Annotated in this window: 11 protein-coding genes; 10 read left to right on the top strand and 1 reads right to left on the bottom strand. The window is 52.8% G+C overall.

What is annotated here, in order from left to right:
• The first annotated feature begins 5 nt into the window (after positions 1–5).
• The 4 genes from EJN92_RS02955 (at position 6) to EJN92_RS02940 (ending at position 8880) form a co-directional block, all read left to right on the top strand.
• Entirely contained in the window at positions 6–2444 is a 2439-nt protein-coding gene (locus tag EJN92_RS02955) for a protein kinase domain-containing protein (RefSeq protein ID WP_126126459.1), read from the top strand.
• A 416-nt stretch (positions 2445–2860) separates the two neighbouring features.
• Positions 2861–5251: a TonB-dependent receptor domain-containing protein gene (locus EJN92_RS02950; protein WP_126126458.1), complete on the top strand. Its 2391-nt coding sequence runs from the start codon at positions 2861–2863 to the stop codon at positions 5249–5251.
• 129 nt (positions 5252–5380) lie between these two features.
• On the top strand, positions 5381–6538 hold the full coding sequence (locus EJN92_RS02945) for a hemin-degrading factor (protein WP_126126457.1): 1158 nt from the start codon (positions 5381–5383) through the stop codon (positions 6536–6538).
• A 278-nt stretch (positions 6539–6816) separates the two neighbouring features.
• A complete protein-coding gene (locus EJN92_RS02940) occupies positions 6817–8880 on the top strand; it encodes a C13 family peptidase (RefSeq protein WP_126126456.1) in 2064 nt (687 codons plus the stop codon).
• Positions 8881–9004: 124 nt separating this feature from the next.
• Here the strand turns inward: EJN92_RS02940 and EJN92_RS02935 are convergent, their stop codons facing one another.
• Positions 9005–10438 carry an aminotransferase-like domain-containing protein gene (locus tag EJN92_RS02935; RefSeq protein WP_126126455.1) on the bottom strand — a complete coding sequence of 478 codons (1434 nt, stop codon included), beginning with the start codon at positions 10436–10438 and terminating at the stop codon, positions 9005–9007.
• A 137-nt stretch (positions 10439–10575) separates the two neighbouring features.
• Here EJN92_RS02935 and EJN92_RS02930 point away from each other — a divergent pair, with 137 nt between their 5' ends.
• The 6 genes from EJN92_RS02930 to EJN92_RS02905 all read left to right on the top strand — a co-directional run bounded on the left by EJN92_RS02930 (position 10576) and on the right by EJN92_RS02905 (position 16953).
• On the top strand, positions 10576–11556 hold the full coding sequence (locus tag EJN92_RS02930; protein WP_126126454.1) for a threonine dehydratase: 981 nt from the start codon (positions 10576–10578) through the stop codon (positions 11554–11556).
• A 95-nt stretch (positions 11557–11651) separates the two neighbouring features.
• Positions 11652–12500, top strand: a complete 849-nt coding sequence (locus tag EJN92_RS02925; RefSeq protein ID WP_126129738.1) for a DMT family transporter — start codon at positions 11652–11654, stop codon at positions 12498–12500.
• 233 nt (positions 12501–12733) lie between these two features.
• Complete coding sequence (locus EJN92_RS02920) at positions 12734–13192, top strand: RidA family protein (RefSeq protein WP_126126453.1); 459 nt, start codon at positions 12734–12736, stop codon at positions 13190–13192.
• 95 nt (positions 13193–13287) lie between these two features.
• A complete protein-coding gene (locus EJN92_RS02915; RefSeq protein WP_126126452.1) occupies positions 13288–14481 on the top strand; it encodes an aminotransferase-like domain-containing protein in 1194 nt (397 codons plus the stop codon).
• A 229-nt stretch (positions 14482–14710) separates the two neighbouring features.
• Positions 14711–15928: a M24 family metallopeptidase gene (locus EJN92_RS02910; RefSeq protein ID WP_126126451.1), complete on the top strand. Its 1218-nt coding sequence runs from the start codon at positions 14711–14713 to the stop codon at positions 15926–15928.
• A gap of 302 nt (positions 15929–16230) precedes the next feature.
• Positions 16231–16953 carry a pseudouridine synthase gene (locus EJN92_RS02905; protein ID WP_126126450.1) on the top strand — a complete coding sequence of 241 codons (723 nt, stop codon included), beginning with the start codon at positions 16231–16233 and terminating at the stop codon, positions 16951–16953.
• The last annotated feature ends 27 nt before the right edge of the window (positions 16954–16980 follow it).

Raw genomic sequence — 16980 nt, 5'->3', positions numbered from 1 at the left:
CAAGTATGAGCGCTAGCCCAGAATATATACGCCGCTGCCCTAGTTGCGAAACTGAAAATGCCGCGCACACGATGCGCTGTGCTTGCGGCGCACTGCTGACCGGCGTCGATCTTAGCCTAAGCGCCGCAAGCGTTTTGCCACTAGCGCCAATAGCTCCACTTGCGCACACTCAGAGCGTCGCCGCAGTGTTGCCGCTGAGTGCAGAGCTGAATGCAGAATTAATCTGTTCCTATGCAGATTGCGCCCAGACTAACCCAGCTGGTAGCGACACTTGCCTGTACTGTAATCGACCACTATTGCTAGCGGCAGGGGAATCAGCGGCAACAGCGGGCACGCAGTTAGATCAAATGCTAAGCCTGCTGTCATTGCCTTCGGCATTGAAAAACCGCTATCGCATTTTGCGCCCTTTACCCACGCAAGGTGCCGAGGCTGAATTATTGCTGGTGCAGGAATTGGCAAGTAATACGCAACGCATCGCCAAAATTTACCGGCATGGCATACAAGTGAAAGCCGAGGTGCAACTCCGTGTGGCAAACATCCCGGCAGAGCATAGAGTACTGCAGCTAGAGGCGGGTTTGTCGGACGGTTATGCCTTTGAAGTGATGGAATTTTGTGAGCAAGGTTCGCTGCGTCAACTGCTGCAAGACAAACTGGCGCAGGCGCAGCATTTCGAAGCGGAAAGCCTGGCACTGATAGTGCAAGAGCTAAGCAGCGCGATAGCCAGCGTGCATACGGCCGGTCTTTTACACCGCGATCTCAAGCCAGAAAATATTCTGATACGCACGCTAGAACCTTTGGATTTGGTGTTGACGGATTTTGGGATTTCGTCGGTGCTCGATGCCACCCAAAAATTAACTGGTATGGCGCGTACCTTGCCGTACGCCTCTCCCGAAAGCTTGTCCGGCGTGATCGATGCCAAGTCCGATTTTTGGGCCTTGGGCATGATCATGCTGGAATTGGCCAGCGGCCGTCATCCTTTTGCCGGCTTATCCGAAGCCGTGATTTTGCATCAACTCACCACCCGTGAGATTGAGATCAACGTGGTCAAAGATAGTTATCTGCGCAAATTATTGCGAGGCCTGCTGTTGCGTGATCCGCAGGCACGCTGGGGCGCGGCGCAGATCCAGCGCTGGCTGGCGCGCGATACTAGTTTGCCCGATCCGGTTGAAAATGCCATGTTGGGTGGTTTTCGCGAACCCTACCACCTGGGCGCAGACGTTTGCCATACCCAGCAACAATTGGCGGTCGGCCTGGCGCGCAACTGGTCCGATGGGGTAGGCGATATCGCCAATGGTCAATTGCTGGCGTGGTTTCGCGATGTCCAGAAAGACCAAAATGCCACACGCGTGCTGCTCGCTTTGCGGCACGAAAAGCGCCTCTCTATCGATGTGCAATTGTTGCAATTGATCTTGCATCTGGCGCCCGGTATTCCACCGGTATGGCGCGGCGTATCGATAGAATTACCGGTGATTTTGGCTTACGCCAATAAGGCCTTAAAGGACGATGCCGAGGCCGCACAATGGCTGCATGATTTGTATCTGCATAAGGTGCTGGAAGCGTATGCAGACGCGGGCAATGCGGCCACTGCCAGTATTGTGCAAAAGTGGCAGCAGGCCTGCAGCCAATTTGAGCAAGCATGGCAAACGGCTTTGAAACTGCTCAAGCAAAAGAGCCCAAAACATTTGCCGGGTGAATACGTCAACGTCGATAAATTAATGTACGGTTTGGACGAACATCAGATGCCGGCGCTGCGCACTATGCACGCGCAAATCCTGGCGATGGCCTACGATGCACAATGGTCAGAACGCTTGCGGCAACGCCTGATCGTCGCCTACGCCGGTCTGATGGCGTATTGTCCCTGGCTGATAGAGTTGGGTCAGATCGCCGACATGCAGACCGCGCATTTGCTGGTGCTGGAGGCCTTGTTGCCAGAGGCACGTAGGGTCGCAGAACGCCAGCAAAAAGCCCATGCTTTCGAAAAAAACGCCGAACAAGAAAATACTGCTGGCCTCAAGCAGGATCTGAGCATGGCGATCAACGCGATACGCAGCGCCGCCAATGCGAATTTTTTTGAAGCAAGTGCCACTGCCGATTTGCGTAGCGCACTGGATCGCTATTTTGAATTGCTAGCGCAAATCCGTGCTGCCGGTCAGGCCGACCCGGCATGGCTGGAAATGAAAAAAACGGCATTAAAAGGTGAGCGCAGTGCCGTCAAAATGCTAGGCCTGGTTGATACACTGGCCGAGCGCCGCTTGCAAAATACCGGCTGGTTCAGCCGCGAAATGCTGATCGCCTTTATGCTTGCCGCCTTTATCTTACCCATGTTATTACGCGGAAGCGCCCTAGGACTATTGGCCTTAGCGTTTTTAGGCATGGCAGCCTGGCGCCTGCTACCTAACTTTTTAACGCTACGTGAAATCCGCAAGCTGGCGCGCTCTATGTGAAAAAATAAAAATCAGCATGCCGCCAGCCCGCATATTCCATGCGGGTCTCCAGCCTGCCTGGCCTGCAGGCCGCGTGGGATATGCGCCTTGGGCTAGGTGGCTATTTTTTTCTGGATCTGGACCATCGCACAGCTTCAAGTTGAAAATAGACATATCAAGTACCAGTAACTCACAAGTGAAAAACAAAGAGGGACTTGTTTAAATAAATATCTTGCAAATGCGAATCATTCGCATTAAACTGCGTTTTTAGCCAGCTAAGCCTAAGCGCAGTTCTCCCCCTGCCCATCAGAGCGCCAGCCATCCACATTTTTGGGTGCTCTATGATTTTCTCTGCTTTATCTGTTCCTGTTGGTTCAAAATCTGTTTTTAGCTCAGGTTCTAGCTCGGTTTCTAGCTCTGTTCCAAGTTTACTTCCTATGCTTGTTTCTGCTAGCCGCGTTTCTGGTGCAACCGCTTTTCGTCTAAATCGCACGTCCATTTCTACGCTACACGTTACGCCTGTGCTGGCATCGGCGCTGGCGGCGCTGGCCTTGCTGGCGCCAGTGTTGGTGCATGCGCAGTCCGCCGCTACGGCTGAAACTGTGGCGGGAGACGCCAAGGCTGCGCAAACTGGCAAAGCGGACGTGCGTATTAATTTGCCCGAGATCACGGTGCAAGCTCAGAAAGAACGGGTGGAATCTGGCGGCCGCAACGTGCGTTTAGATAGCGATGATTTACAGCGCCGTAATGCAGGCGATATGGCCGGCATGGCACGTTATGAATCCTTGATTAGTGTGCCCGGTGCAGCCAGTGGTAGCGGGAATATCTGGGACGGCGCCGGCAACACCGGTTTTAATATTCGTGGAGTAGAGGGTAATCGCGTCAGTATCGCGCTCGATGGCATTGCCATGCCGGATGCGGCCGCTAAGCCTGATGCGAATAGTCTCAACAGCTTTGGGGTAGGGCGTGATTATTTTGATCCCGAGACTCTGCGTCAAGTGCGTTTTAGTTCGGGTAGCAGTGCAGGTAGTGAGGCAGTGCCTGGTTTGGCGGGCAGTGTGGCGCTAGGCAGTAAAGCACCGCAAGATTTTTTAAGCGCAGACAAAAGCACTTATTTTGGCTACGCGGCCAATCACAATTCTAGCGATACCAGCCTGATGCAGGCCGTCACTGGCGCGGCGCGCAGTGGCGCCTTGCAGGGGCTCGCTATGTACGTACATCGCAAAGGTCAGCAGCGCCAAACTTATGAGGCGGTGCTGCAAAATCCGGATGAGTGGAGCTCGGATGCCGTGCTGGCTAAATTGCAGTGGGCGCTCAATCCGGCGAATAATTTTGAGCTTACTTTAGATAGTTTTCAGAGCGATCATCAAAGACGTTTCCTCAATAAACTGAGCCCGGCTTATCCGGCTGGTGCGCAACAAGATTCGCATACCGAGCGCCGTCGCCTTAGCCTGGCGCATCAATTATCCAGCCCAGATTTTATCGGCTTTGATCATCTGCAAACTTTGCTATACAGCCAGAAGGCGCGGGTCGATGATCTCACTCGCGCACAAAACATCAGTCGCGGCATCAGCTCATCGAGAAATATTCGCACCAGTTACATCAACGATAGCTTGGGTCTGGTCTTGAATGCTGATAAGCGCATAGGCACGCAACATCAGCTCAGCTACGGTCTCAATTTTGAGCAAATCGAGAGTAGCCGTCCGTGGCTCGATGATCGCACGATCACGGCCAGCGGCGTGCATCAAATCACGCAAAAGAACCGTATGGCGGATGTCACGACGACGCAATGGACGGCTAGCTTAGCGGATGATTTTCGCTTTGATCTGGCGGGCTACAGCGCCACTTTGAGCCCGGCGCTACGCGCTCAGTATCGCAACATGAGCCCGAAAAATTTGGCCAATTATGTGATCGCCGTGCCGCAGGCAGCGCAAGAAATCAAAGAAGATAGTGCGCACGCCATCACGCCTAGTTTGGGCTTGAACGTCACCTTATTTACGGGCTTCGAGGCCTACGCCCAATACGCGCAAGGGGCAAGATTGCCAACCGCGGCCGAACGTACCGGCACCTACGATTCGTTTAGTTATACCGGTGCCGGTGCTGGTTATGCGGTGTTGGGTAACCCGGCCTTGAAAAAAGAGAGGAGCGATGCCTTTGAGCTTGGTGTACGCGGTGCCATCAGCAAGGGTGTGCAATTTAATGCCAGCATATTTAATACCCAGTATCGCGATTTTATTGAATACGTGGCACAGCCTATCGACCCAATCCACTACCCGACCATTAGCTATGGCCTGTATCGCCCGGAGAACATAGGCCGGGTACATACCTGGGGCGGCGAAATGAGCAGCCGCTTCGAGTTAGGCGTCTGGTCGCCATCGCTGGCTGGCTTTAGTCTGAATTTGGCGGCCGGGCTGGCACGTGGTAAGGCCGAAAATACCACCACTGGCAAGCACGGTGAGTTAGCTTCATCCTTACCTGCCAAGGGAACTTTGACGATCGCCTATGACGATGCGGCACAGCGCTTTGGCGCTAGCCTGAGTGCCGTGAGGGTGAATGGCAAACAAGCTAAAGACGATGTCATCAGCGGTGATACGCTGGCGCATTTTGCGGTGCCAGCAAGCACCGTAATGGACCTGAGCGGGTATTGGAATATCACTAAAAACGCCAAGCTCATCCTCGGTATTTATAACCTCAGCGATCAAAAATATTGGGACTATGCCTCGGTGCGCGGCCTGGCTGCCGATACCAATGTCTTAGCGCATAGCGAAATTGAAAGACAGAGTATGCCTGGCCGCAATTTCTCAGCGCGTCTGAATCTTAATTTTTAAAAATTCGATCAAATCGTCTTTAAAAAACGTAAAAAAAAGCAGCGCCCAGCAGGTTGGCGCTGCGACTATTTTGCTTCCCTCAAAATCACCAATCGTCACAAGCAGCAGCTCACTTTTAATAGGAACCCTATGCACCACTTTAAACACACTTTCTGCCTGACGCTCATTTGCGCCAGCCTCGCCGGCACCAGTTTTGCCGCCAGCCCTGATCTGAGCGAGCGCTGGGCCAGCCTGCGCGCCGAGCAGCCAAAAATGCAGATACGCGATGCTGCCAGTAAGCTCGGCGTTTCAGAAGCGGAGCTACTGGCCAGCCAGATTGGTAAAACGGTGACGCGCTTACAAGATGGCCCGGATGCGGCTAGTAAAATCATGCAGGCAGCGCTCGATCTCGGCACCGTGATGGCACTGACCAGAAATGAAAATGGGGTGTTAGAACGCACTGGCGTGGCCACAAAAATGAAGCCGGAGGCACTCAGCGGTGATCCTGAAAAAGATCTGGAACGCGCGCAGCGCATCCGTAGCGTGGCCGGTGGTTATCTGGGCGGCCAGATCGATTTGCGCTTTACGCTAGAAAAATGGCAGTACGCGTTTGCCGTGGTGCAGCCCGGACGCGATGGCACGCTGGCGCGTAGCCTGCAATTTTTCGATGTCAGCGGCAACGCCATCCACAAGGTGTATTTAAAAAATGAGGCTGGGGTGGTCTTGTTTGAACAATTGCAAAAAAACTTTGCGGCCAGCCAGCAAAGTGGCGCTCTCAAGATCGTCGCCCAAACCCCGAAGAAACCAGAAAAGAACGACAGCCAGATCGACCTCAAGGAATTTCAATTAGCCTGGAAAGAAATGAGCGATGTCCACCAATTTGAACGTCTCTTGCAAGACTTTGAATTGAGTCGGGAACAAGCTTTGCGGCTGGCACCCCAGGGTGTGGCGCAAAGAATCAATGGCAGCGCGGTACGCCAATTATTAGACCAGGCCGCACAGCAACAGGTAGGCATCATGGCCTTTCTGGGCAATGGTGCACTGACCCAAATTTTTAGCGGCAAGATCACAAAAGTGGCCGCCAGTGGCGATTGGTATAACGTGCTCGATCCCGAGTTCAACCTGCATCTGCGCGATGCCAATTTCAATAACGGCTGGGTAGTACAACGCGCTGGCGTCACTTCGGTAGAGTTTTACGATAAACAGGGTGAATTGGTGGTGACCTTTTTTGGCGTCAGAGAAAGAGCCAAACCACAACCGCAAAGCTGGATAGAGTTGACCAAAGGCTTAACCAAAACCGTGTCATAAATTTGCGACGCTGCTGTCCATTTAGGCTGCCCTTGCGGGCAGCCTATTTTTTATCTGCACATAAAATCCAAGCCAGCAGGCGCAATAGATATGCGCCTGCTGGCACGATATTGGCTGCGAAGGCCCATGGATACTAGGTTTAGTCGCATTCATTTTGGATAAATTCGATTTTTGACGGGCCCATTTAGGCAAACAGCGAAGCTAAACAAAAATAATAATGTCCTATTTGATAATTAAAGTAATACACTTCAACTCTTTGTATTCCAATATTAAATAACATGGATGTCAGCCTCAGCAGCGTCAATACTTCTCCACTCTCCTCAGCTTCCGCAGTCTCCGTACTGTTTGCGCATCTGAAGGCAGGTTTAGCTGGCGCCCTATTTTTACGCATCGATCCAGAGAAGAAAAATGCCAATTGGTCGCAACTGATCTTGCTGACGCTACTGTCTCTCGTGCTCAAATTCGGTCGGGATTTTCTGGAGGTCGGAATCCATGGACATCCATCCTGGTATGGCTTGCCCGGTGCCTTATTTGCCTTGCCTTTGCTGATAGTGGCCGCCTGGGCGCTATGCCGGCTCGCGCGGCAGCCCGAAAAAACCTTATCGATACTGATACTCTTGAGCTCGATATCGCTCTACTACCAGGTTTTTCAATACATACTGAGTTGGGGTTTAGAGCAAAAATTTTTTCCCGTTGCGGTCTCGCAATGGCTACATCGCAGCGACGCGATTTTACTTTTTTTGTTGGCTTTGGCCTGTGCTACGGCGGCTTGCCGAGTGCTGCAGATCGCCGGGCTAAAAAGAATTGCGGCGCTATTCCTGACGGTGGCAATCATCGCTTTTCCTTTATCACACATCTATCTCGATCAGAGTCTCTGGGTGGCTGCATATGACAGCGAGGCTAGCGCCAAATGGGACGCCCAACATCGTATACTGGAGAGTGAGGATGTATTTTATTTGCAGCCACAACTTTTAGAGCGCGCCTTGGCGGCGCTACAGCCGAGTCAGTTGGCCGGTATTCAGGTATTTTTTGTCGGCGTGGCGGGGTATTCGGATCAAGATGTTTTTATGAAAGAAGTCGATTACGTTAGCGCGCTATTTAAACGGCGCTATGCCACCACTGGCCATACCATAAGCTTGATTAACAACCCCAAGAGCGCCAGCACAGTGCCGATTGCCAGCGCCACCAGTTTGCAAATGGCGCTGCAGCGGGTGGGCGATGTGATGCAAAAAGACCAGGATGTCTTGTTTTTGTATCTGAGCTCACACGGATCAAAAGAGCATAGATTCTCACTCAACTTCGGCAGCATGCGTTTCAATCATTTAGATCCGAAACGTTTGCGTGAGATGCTCGACAAGTCCGGCATCAAGCGGCGTGTGATCGTGATTTCGGCTTGTTATTCAGGCGGTTTTATCGATGCACTCAAAGATGAAAACACCTTAGTGATGAGCTCTGCCGCTTTCGATAAAACCTCGTTTGGCTGCAGCAATGAGGCCGATTTTACTTATTTTGGTAAAGCCTATTTCGAGCAAGCTTTACAGAAAACAGATTCCTTTATTGATGCCTTTGAATTAGCCAAGCCAGTGATCGCCAAGCGCGAGAGGGCGGAAGACTTTACAGAATCCGAACCGCAGATTTTTGTCGGAAAAAATATACGAACCACATTGGCCGAACTGACTGAGCAATTAGCTGCACAAAGGCTAGTCAAGCTGCTGACCGCTCCGGCGGCGCAGACGCCGCCCGCGCTTGCCAGTCCGCCTGTCTTGCCTAAGCAAACGCAGATTCAGCAGCCTAGTGTAGGGCCTGGAGTAGCGCCCGAGCCTGAGCTCGAACGTAAGCGAGCCGCATTGCAATTAGTGGCTTTGATGCGCTTCGAAAACATACTCGATGATAGCGTACGGCAATGTAAGGAGAGCGCCAAGAGCCGCAGCGCAGAGAGCGTCGTCAAGAGCACTCCCGACTATTTCATGGGTTTAACGCCGCAATCGACTACCTGGCCCGAGGTCAAGATGGCCTATCAGGCCTACTTTGATCTGGCCTGTAATTACTTTCAGGGGGATCAATACACGAATGCGATGGCAAGCATATTTGCCCATCAATTGTCGCTGGGCGAACTCCAGGAGCTCAATAGGTTCTATTCATCGGCACTAGGAAGTAAATTTTCCAATAGTAATCTCGTGGCCAATCAGGCACTACAAACTGAACTCACAAATAGCATGGCGCTGCTTGGCGAACAGGCGAATACCCAGTTTACAAAAAAATTGACTGAGCTTGCTGCCATAGAACATCAAGCCAAGCTGACTGCGGCAGCAAAGATCAGACCTTGGTGGCGCTTTTGGTAAACTAAAAGAAGCATGCCGCCAGCGCGCATAGTCCATGCGCCTTTCCAGCCTGCCTGGCCTGCGGGCCGCATGGGATATGCGGCTTGGGCCAGTGTTGATTTTGCGGTGAATGCAAGGTGGGTGGCTAGCCGATTTCTTTTTCCAGAAACGCCCAGACGCCGGGGTCGGACATGGCGGCGATGTTGATGCGCATGCGGCTCGATGGCAATTGATTCGGTGAAAACAAGCTGCCGGGTGCCAGCAGTATGCCTTGTTCCAGCGCTTTTTCGGCCAGGGCGATGCTGTCGCAGCTGGTTTCTACCCACAAAAACATCCCGGCCGGAGTGCGGTATTCGACTTTCATGCCCAGGTTTTCTACCCGTTTGGTGACGTCGTCACGCACGCTGTCGAGCTTGCCGCGGATGCGGTCCACATGTTTGCGGTAATGGCCTTCCGAGAGAATTTTATACACCACGCGCTCGCCGATCTCGGTAGTGGTCAGGGTCGAGAGCATCTTGCGGTCTGACAGCCGGATCGCTAATTGCGGCGAAGTGGCGATGAAGCCTACCCGTAAATTGGCCGCCAGGGTTTTGGAGAAGCCGCCCAGATAGATCACGCGATTGAGTTGATCGAGCGCCGCCAAACGGGTGGCTGGCTGCACTGCGGTGCCGGGGTGCATATCGCAATAGATGTCGTCTTCGACGATCATAAAATCATGCTGTTCGGCGGTTTTTAAAACCTGAAACGCCTTGGCTGCCGACAGTGAGGTCGAGGTGGGGTTATGCATCACCGAGTTGATGATGTAGAGCTTGGGTTTGTGCAGGGCAGCCAGCTCGGCTAACTTGGCGACATCCGGGCCATCATGCAGGCGCGGGATGCCGATTACTTTGGCACCGAGTATGGAGAAAGAGCCGAACATCAAAAACCAGGCCGGGTCATCGACAAAGATGGTGTCGCCGGGTTGGGTGAACTCGCGCGCGACCAAGTCTAGCGCCTGGGTGACGCCGCTGGTGGTGACGATTTGTTCGGGCGCGGCCGCGATCTCTAGCTCGGCCAGTTTGAGTTGCAGTTGCTGGCGCAGCGGCATAAAGCCTTGCGGCGTGCCGTAGTGCAGTAGCTGGCTAGAGTTGACGCGGCTGATCGCGCGCAAGCCATTGGCGACTAATTCACCATCTAGCCAATCGTGCGGTAAGACGCCCGAGCCCGGCATTTTTTGCGGCGGCAACTGGCGGAACATATTGCGCACTAACCACACCACGTCAAACTGTTGCGCGACCGGATTCGCCAGCGCAACCGCATGATTATTGGCCAGCATAGAGGCGCGTTCGCGCACGAAAAACCCCGAGCCGCGGCGCGATTCCAGATAGCCATTCGCTACCAGCCTATCGTAAGCCTCGACCACGGTAAAGCGCGAGACTTGCTGCTCGTCGGCGAACTGGCGTATCGAAGGCATGCGGGCACCGGTGCGCAACAGTTTGTCGTCAATCCGGCTAGCCACCGAGCGCACGATTTGCTCGACCAGCGAGCCGCCGGACTCGCGTGAAACGATAGGGTTGGAAATAATAGGCGAGCTACGCATGAGCTGACTCCATAAAAGAAACGAAAATCTGTACTGGAAAAGCGACCATAACAGTGTGCAATCTATCTAAATTATTGTATTGGTACTGTATTGGTTTTTTGGGCTAGGATAGCATAATCCAAATTCAGGAGCTCAGCATGAAATTTTCTTTGCCGAATCAAGCCGCCTTAACATCTGCCGCTCAGATCGTCTACGCCAGCATGCCCGCGACCGCTCAATACGCATGGCCATTATTATGCGAAGCGCTGGGTACCGAGGTCTGGCTCAAGCACGAGAATCACACGCCTACCGGTGCCTTCAAGGTGCGCGGCGGTCTGGTGTATCTGCACGAACTGATGCAGCGCGAACCAGCGCTGCGCGGTGTGATTTCGGCCACCCGTGGCAACCATGGTCAGTCGATTGCGTATGCAGCACGTCCACATGGCATCAAAGTGACTATCGTTGTTCCGCTTGGGAATAGCGCAGAAAAAAATGCCGCGATGCGCGCTCTGGGTGCTGATTTGATCGAACATGGTAATGATTTTCAAGAGAGCCGTGAACATGCAATGGCGCTGGCGCAGCAACAGGGCTGGCATATGGTGCCCTCGCTGCATACCGATCTGGTGCGCGGCGTCGCCACCTATTGGATGGAATTTTTTACCGCGCAGCCCGACTTGGATGTTGTGTATGTGCCCATCGGCCAGGGCTCAGGTATTTGCGGCGCAGTGGCGGCGCGCAATGCCCTAGGTTTAAGGACTAAGTTAATCGGGGTAGTATCTAGCCATGCCTTGGCTTATAAGCTGTCGTTTGAGCAGGGTAAAAATATTGCCTCGCCAGTGAGCACCGTGTTGGCCGACGGCATGGCATGCCGGGTGCCGGATGATGCTTCGCTGGCGGTGATCTTCGAACATGTTACTGAGATAATGGCGGTTAGCGATGAGGAGATCGCTGCCGCCATGAAATTACTGTTTTTGGCGACCCATAATGTAGCCGAAGGAGCCGGCGCTGCGGCGCTGGCGGCGGCGCTGCAAAACAAGGCGGCGCTAGCCGGTTTAAAAGTGGGATTGTCACTCAGTGGCGGCAATGTCGATCATGATAAATATGCAGAGGTTCTTACTCAAACAAGATGGGCAGCATGATGACTAATGTAAATACAGCCGCAAGTACAAAAACAGGCGGCCTGGCAGACACCGATCTGGCGATCAAACATGGCATCAGCGATGACAGCAAGGGCATGCTGCTAGGCGCCGTGGGGGTGGCGATTTTTAGCCTGACTTTGCCGTTTACACGGATGGCGGTGGCGGAACTTAATCCTGTGTTTGTGGCGCTGGGGCGTGCTGTGGTGGCAGCTGTGCTGGCGGCGCTGCTGCTATGGCGCATGCGGGCGAGTTGGCCCACCAAGGCGCAGATCAAGCCCTTGTTGCTGAGCGCTTTGGGCTGTGTGATCGGCTTCCCAGTATTTTCTTCGATCGCGATGCGTTATGTACCGGCCGCGCATGGTGCTGTGGTGCTCGGCATCTTGCCTCTGGCGACCGCCATTTTCGCTGCCTTGCGTTTTAAAGAGCGGCCATCGGCGGGCTTTTGGATCATGGCGCTGATTGGTAGTGGCTTAGTGGTGGGCTTTGCCTTGCAGCAGGGCGGTGGCGCTTTCCAGATGGCCGATCTGGCCTTGTTTGCGGCGGTTGTTTTGGCCGCGATGGGCTATGCGGAGGGCGGGCGTTTGGCGCAAAGCATGGGTGGCCAGCAGGTGATTTCCTGGTCACTGGTCTTGTCTATGCCGCTGTTGTTGCCGCTTACTGTCTGGCTGGCCTGGCATTACGGTCTGAATGCATCGCCCAAGGCCTGGCTGAGTTTTGCCTATGTTTCGGTGTTTTCCATGTTCATAGGTTTCTTTTTTTGGTACAAGGGTTTGGCTATCGGTGGTATTGCCAGAGTCGGGCAGGTGCAATTGTTGCAACCATTTCTGAGCTTGTTGGGCGCCGCCTGTATTTTAGGCGAGGCGCTGACTGTGACGAATTTGCTATTTGCGCTGGCGGTGATTGCCGTGGTGGGACTAGGACGACGCATGAATATTCGACGGTAAGTTTGCAAAAAAAGCCACAAACGCCAAATTAAATCAAGCCTAGTGCCACGAATTGGGGGTATTAATCGTGGCATCAGGGTCGTACAATGGAGGATTGCCGTATCCCTCACAAATAAAAAAACCATGCAAGTTAGTCGGAATCGATAAAGCAAAATTCGCAAAAATTTCTCACTACTCTCAATCAACCCTTTGCCGCTTGCCTGACCATGCGGCCCCATTTTTTGGAAACAGCCATGTCCTTTTACGAAAAACTGAACGCACTCAATATCACTTTGCCGGTTGTTGCGGTACCGGTCGCGGCCTATGTGATGCACGCGCAAATGGGCAATACCGTCTTTTTGTCTGGTCATATCGCGAAAAAAGACGGCAAGGTATGGGTTGGTCAATTGGGTAAAGATATGATGACCGCCGAAGGTAATCTGGCGGCGCGTGCGATTGCGATTGATATGATCGCCACTTTGCAAGACGCCTGCGGTGGGGACTTAAACCGGGTCAAGCGTATCGTAAAAGTGATGAGTCTGGTCAATTCTACCCCTGACTATACCGAGCAGCACTTGGTCACCAACGGTGCTTCTGAATTGATCGCCGAGGTGTTTGGCGCGCAAGGCAAGCATGCCCGTTCTGCCTTTGGCGTGGCGCAAATCCCTATGGGTGCCTGCGTAGAAATCGAAATGATCGTTGAAATCGCTTAAAGCTAAAAACCGCGCAAGCGCATGATTTCTGCCGCACTGTGGGTGCGACAAAAAAATACCTAAGCACAAATAAAATACTTCCAGGTGAGACCAGCATGAAACTTGAAAACCCTACTCCTATCGATTGGAAATTTTCGGTACGCGCCGAGCAGCTGCAAAGCTCGGTAATCCGCGAGATTCTCAAAGTTACCCAGCGCCCTGAAGTGATTTCTTTTGCCGGTGGTTTGCCATCGCCAGAAACTTTTCCGGTAGAGCGCATGCGCGCCGCTTTCGATAAAGTCTTGTCAGAAAACGGCAAAACGGCATTGCAATATGGCCCTACCGATGGCTATACGCCACTGCGTGCGTTTATCGCCGATTCTTTATCGACCAGCGACAGCCAAATTTTGCCAGAGCAGATCATGATGGTGTCCGGATCGCAGCAAGGCCTGGATCTGTTGGGTAAAGTGCTGATCGATGAAGGCAGTAACATCATGGTCGAGACTCCTAGTTATCTGGGGGCCTTGCAGGCGTTCTCGGTGTACCAGCCGAAGTTCGTCTCGATAGAAATGGATGAGCATGGCCTGATCCCGGCCTCGGTTGCTGCCAAAGGCGAGGGCGCGCGTTTGCTGTACGCCTTACCTAACTTTCAAAATCCGACCGGCCGTACCCTTTCGGTAGAGCGTCGTTACGAATTGGTAGAGACTTGCGCCAGACTGCGCGTGCCTTTGATTGAAGATAATCCTTACGGCGACCTTTGCTATCGGGGCGAACCTTTGCCTAAGTTGCTCAACATGAATCCGGGCGGCGTGATTTACATGGGATCGTTCTCTAAGGTGCTCACTCCTGGCATACGTCTGGGCTACATCGTTGCGCCGATTCCGCTGATACGCAAACTAGAACAAGCCAAGCAGGCCGCTGATTTGCATACTTCGACGCTGACTCAAATGGCAGTGTATGAAGTGATTAAAGACGGTTTCCTGAGTGAGCATATTCCGACTATCCGTAGCTTTTATTCTGGACAGTGCGATGTCATGTTAGCTGCCATGAAGAAGTATTTCCCTGAGTCGGTGAGCTGGACACGTCCGGAAGGCGGCATGTTTATCTGGGTGACTTTGCCTAAGCATATCGATAGCAAGCAGTTGCTCGATGCCGCGTTGGCCGAGAATGTCGCCTTTGTTCCCGGTGCGCCTTTCTATGCGGATAATCCTGAGACCAATACCTTGCGATTGAGCTTCGTTACCGTGTCGCCAGAACGGATTAACGAAGGCATACAAAAATTAGGTCGCCTGATACAAGCGAGAATGTAACTAGTAGCCGAGACAGATGCAGTGATGCAAAAAACGGGCTCGCCGGCGACGGCAAGCCCGTTTTTTTTCGGGCAAAATTTGGACTTGTGCAGATTTCGTCATGCTATAGGCCGGGATAATCAAGACGATAGCCGCTGATGTGGGTACATTAATGACTTCCCGCAGTCCCTCATTCCCGCATAGCGCTGCATCGTTCGCATTTTTCGACCACATAAGAAAACTCAAAAATATGGCACATCATTTCAACAGCATAGGCGGCTCTACTGCAGCAATTCAATTGGCCGGAATACGACCTGATCTGTCGGACGTGCTGCCCATTTCCGCTGCTGAACGTAGCAGCCGCGTGAATAAGGCTGCCATGTTGATGCGCCTGCAAGGCATAGACGGCATGCTGCTCACTGCCAGCACTAGTCTGTACTATTTCACTGGTTTGCAATGGTATCAAAGTGAGAGACTGATAGGCGCGCTGCTCACTCCCGAAGGCCAGATCGTGTACGTCTGCCCGACGTTTGAAGAATCGAAAGTGCGTGAAACCGTGGGGCAATCAGCCCAACTGCGTTTATGGGAAGAAGACGAGAGTCCGTATCAATTAGTCGCGCAATTACTGGCCGATCTGGGCTGTGCCACGCAGAGGATAGCGCTGGACGAAGCCGCGCCTTTTTTTGTGTTTGATGGTTTGCGTAGCGCCATGCCAGTCACCAGTATCGTGAATGCCAGCACAGTGACGGCGGAATGCCGCATGCATAAATCGTCCGCAGAGTTAGCCTTGATGCAGAAGGCGAAGATCATCACACTGGAAGTGCAAAGACGCGCGGCCAAGATCCTGCATGAGGGGATCTCTTCGCTGGAAGTCGCCGCCTTCATTGATCAGGCGCATCGCGCTTTTGGCGGCAGTAGTTCAACTTTTTGTATCGTCAGTTTCGGTGCCGCAACGGCGATACCGCACGGCCCGGATGGCGCGCAGTATTTGCGCGAAGGCGACATGGTCTTGATCGATACTGGCTGCAAGATACAAAACTACCATTCGGACATTACCCGCAGCTATGTGTTTGGCCAGGCAACGCCACGTCAGCGTAGCATCTGGGAGCTGGAGAAAAGCGCGCAGGCAGCTGCTTTTGAGGCCGCCCAGATCGGCGTACCGTGTGAACAAGTCGATGCTGCGGCGCGTAAAGTCTTAGAAGCGGCAGGTTTGGGGCCAGGCTACGAGACGCCAGGTTTGCCACACCGCACCGGCCACGGCATCGGTCTGGATATTCATGAATGGACGTATCTGGTCAAGGGCAATACCCGGCCACTGGCGGCCGGCATGTGTTTCAGCAATGAACCCATGATTTGCATAGAGGGCGAATTTGGCGTGCGGCTGGAAGACCATTTTTACATGACAGAGCAAGGTCCCAAATGGTTTACCGGACAAAGCGAGTCTATCGATGCGCCGTTTGGTGCGTAAAGACCTTCTGACTATTCGTCAATAGTACAAAAATCTGCAGGCCATTGCGCAATCCTGGTGCGGCCTGCAGACCAATATCGGCTCGAAAGGCGCATGGATATTGCGCATTCTTTGCGCCTAGTGCTTTTTTCTGCGGGATGGCGGCACTGGAGGTCCTCATTCTCAAGGCTGATTAAGCGTTGATTAAGCGTTGATTAAGCGTTGATTAAGCGTTGATTAAGCTCTGATTTCAGCTCAAGCAGCACCGTAGCGGCGCAAAAAAAATGTAAAATACGCGCTTTAGCCTCTGCCGCAATCCCACCATGAGTAAATTATCTTTTGATCGCATCCTTCAATCGCAAGGCTTCGGCACCCGTAAATATTGCAGGGAGTTAATTGATGACGGCGAGGTGAGCATCAATGGTGAAGTGCTCAAGAGTTACAAAACCGCAGTTGAAACTGCGGGGCTGGTGTTTACGATTTTTGATGAAGAGTGGGAATATCACGAACATCTGTATATCGTCCTCAATAAACCGGCCAATTTTGAATGTTCACGTAAACCCAGTCATCATCCCGGCGTATTAACCTTGTTGCCCGAGCAATTTAGCTGGCGTGATGTGCAGCCGGTGGGGCGTTTAGATCACGACACCACCGGTATGTTGCTGATGTCGGACGATGGTCCCTTCATTCACGCACAATCCTCGCCCAAACGCCACATTCCTAAAATCTATGTCGCTACCGCCGCCGAGCCTGTCACCGATGAATTGGTGCAGACTTTGTTGGCTGGCGTGAAATTGCACGATGAGCCAGAACCGCTGGCAGCAAAAATATGCCGCCGTCTGGGCGAGAATCAATTAGAAATCATCCTGGAGCAAGGCAAATATCACCAGGTGAAGCGCATGTTAGCCGCCGCTGGCAATCATTGCGCAGCATTAAGCCGTACTGCGATCGGTCAGCTAACACTAGCTTCTCTGGGGCTGGAAGAGGGCGAGTGGTGCTACCTGACGCCCGAGCACATGGCTTTATTGGTGCCTGACACGCAATAATATTTTTCAACTTCAAAAAGGAAAAAT

The organism is Undibacterium parvum, assembly GCF_003955735.1.
GTDB classification, from domain to species: domain Bacteria; phylum Pseudomonadota; class Gammaproteobacteria; order Burkholderiales; family Burkholderiaceae_D; genus Undibacterium; species Undibacterium parvum.
This window is presented reverse-complemented; position numbering and strand designations above follow the sequence as displayed.

Coding starts and splice junctions, on each gene's coding strand:
- EJN92_RS02955 (WP_126126459.1), top strand. CDS start 6: ATGAGCGCTAGCCCAGAATATATACGCCGCTGCCCTAGTTGCGAAACT.
- EJN92_RS02950 (WP_126126458.1), top strand. CDS start 2,861: ATGCTTGTTTCTGCTAGCCGCGTTTCTGGTGCAACCGCTTTTCGTCTA.
- EJN92_RS02945 (WP_126126457.1), top strand. CDS start 5,381: ATGCACCACTTTAAACACACTTTCTGCCTGACGCTCATTTGCGCCAGC.
- EJN92_RS02940 (WP_126126456.1), top strand. CDS start 6,817: ATGGATGTCAGCCTCAGCAGCGTCAATACTTCTCCACTCTCCTCAGCT.
- EJN92_RS02935 (WP_126126455.1), bottom strand. CDS start 10,438: ATGCGTAGCTCGCCTATTATTTCCAACCCTATCGTTTCACGCGAGTCC.
- EJN92_RS02930 (WP_126126454.1), top strand. CDS start 10,576: ATGAAATTTTCTTTGCCGAATCAAGCCGCCTTAACATCTGCCGCTCAG.
- EJN92_RS02925 (WP_126129738.1), top strand. CDS start 11,652: ATGCTGCTAGGCGCCGTGGGGGTGGCGATTTTTAGCCTGACTTTGCCG.
- EJN92_RS02920 (WP_126126453.1), top strand. CDS start 12,734: ATGTCCTTTTACGAAAAACTGAACGCACTCAATATCACTTTGCCGGTT.
- EJN92_RS02915 (WP_126126452.1), top strand. CDS start 13,288: ATGAAACTTGAAAACCCTACTCCTATCGATTGGAAATTTTCGGTACGC.
- EJN92_RS02910 (WP_126126451.1), top strand. CDS start 14,711: ATGGCACATCATTTCAACAGCATAGGCGGCTCTACTGCAGCAATTCAA.
- EJN92_RS02905 (WP_126126450.1), top strand. CDS start 16,231: ATGAGTAAATTATCTTTTGATCGCATCCTTCAATCGCAAGGCTTCGGC.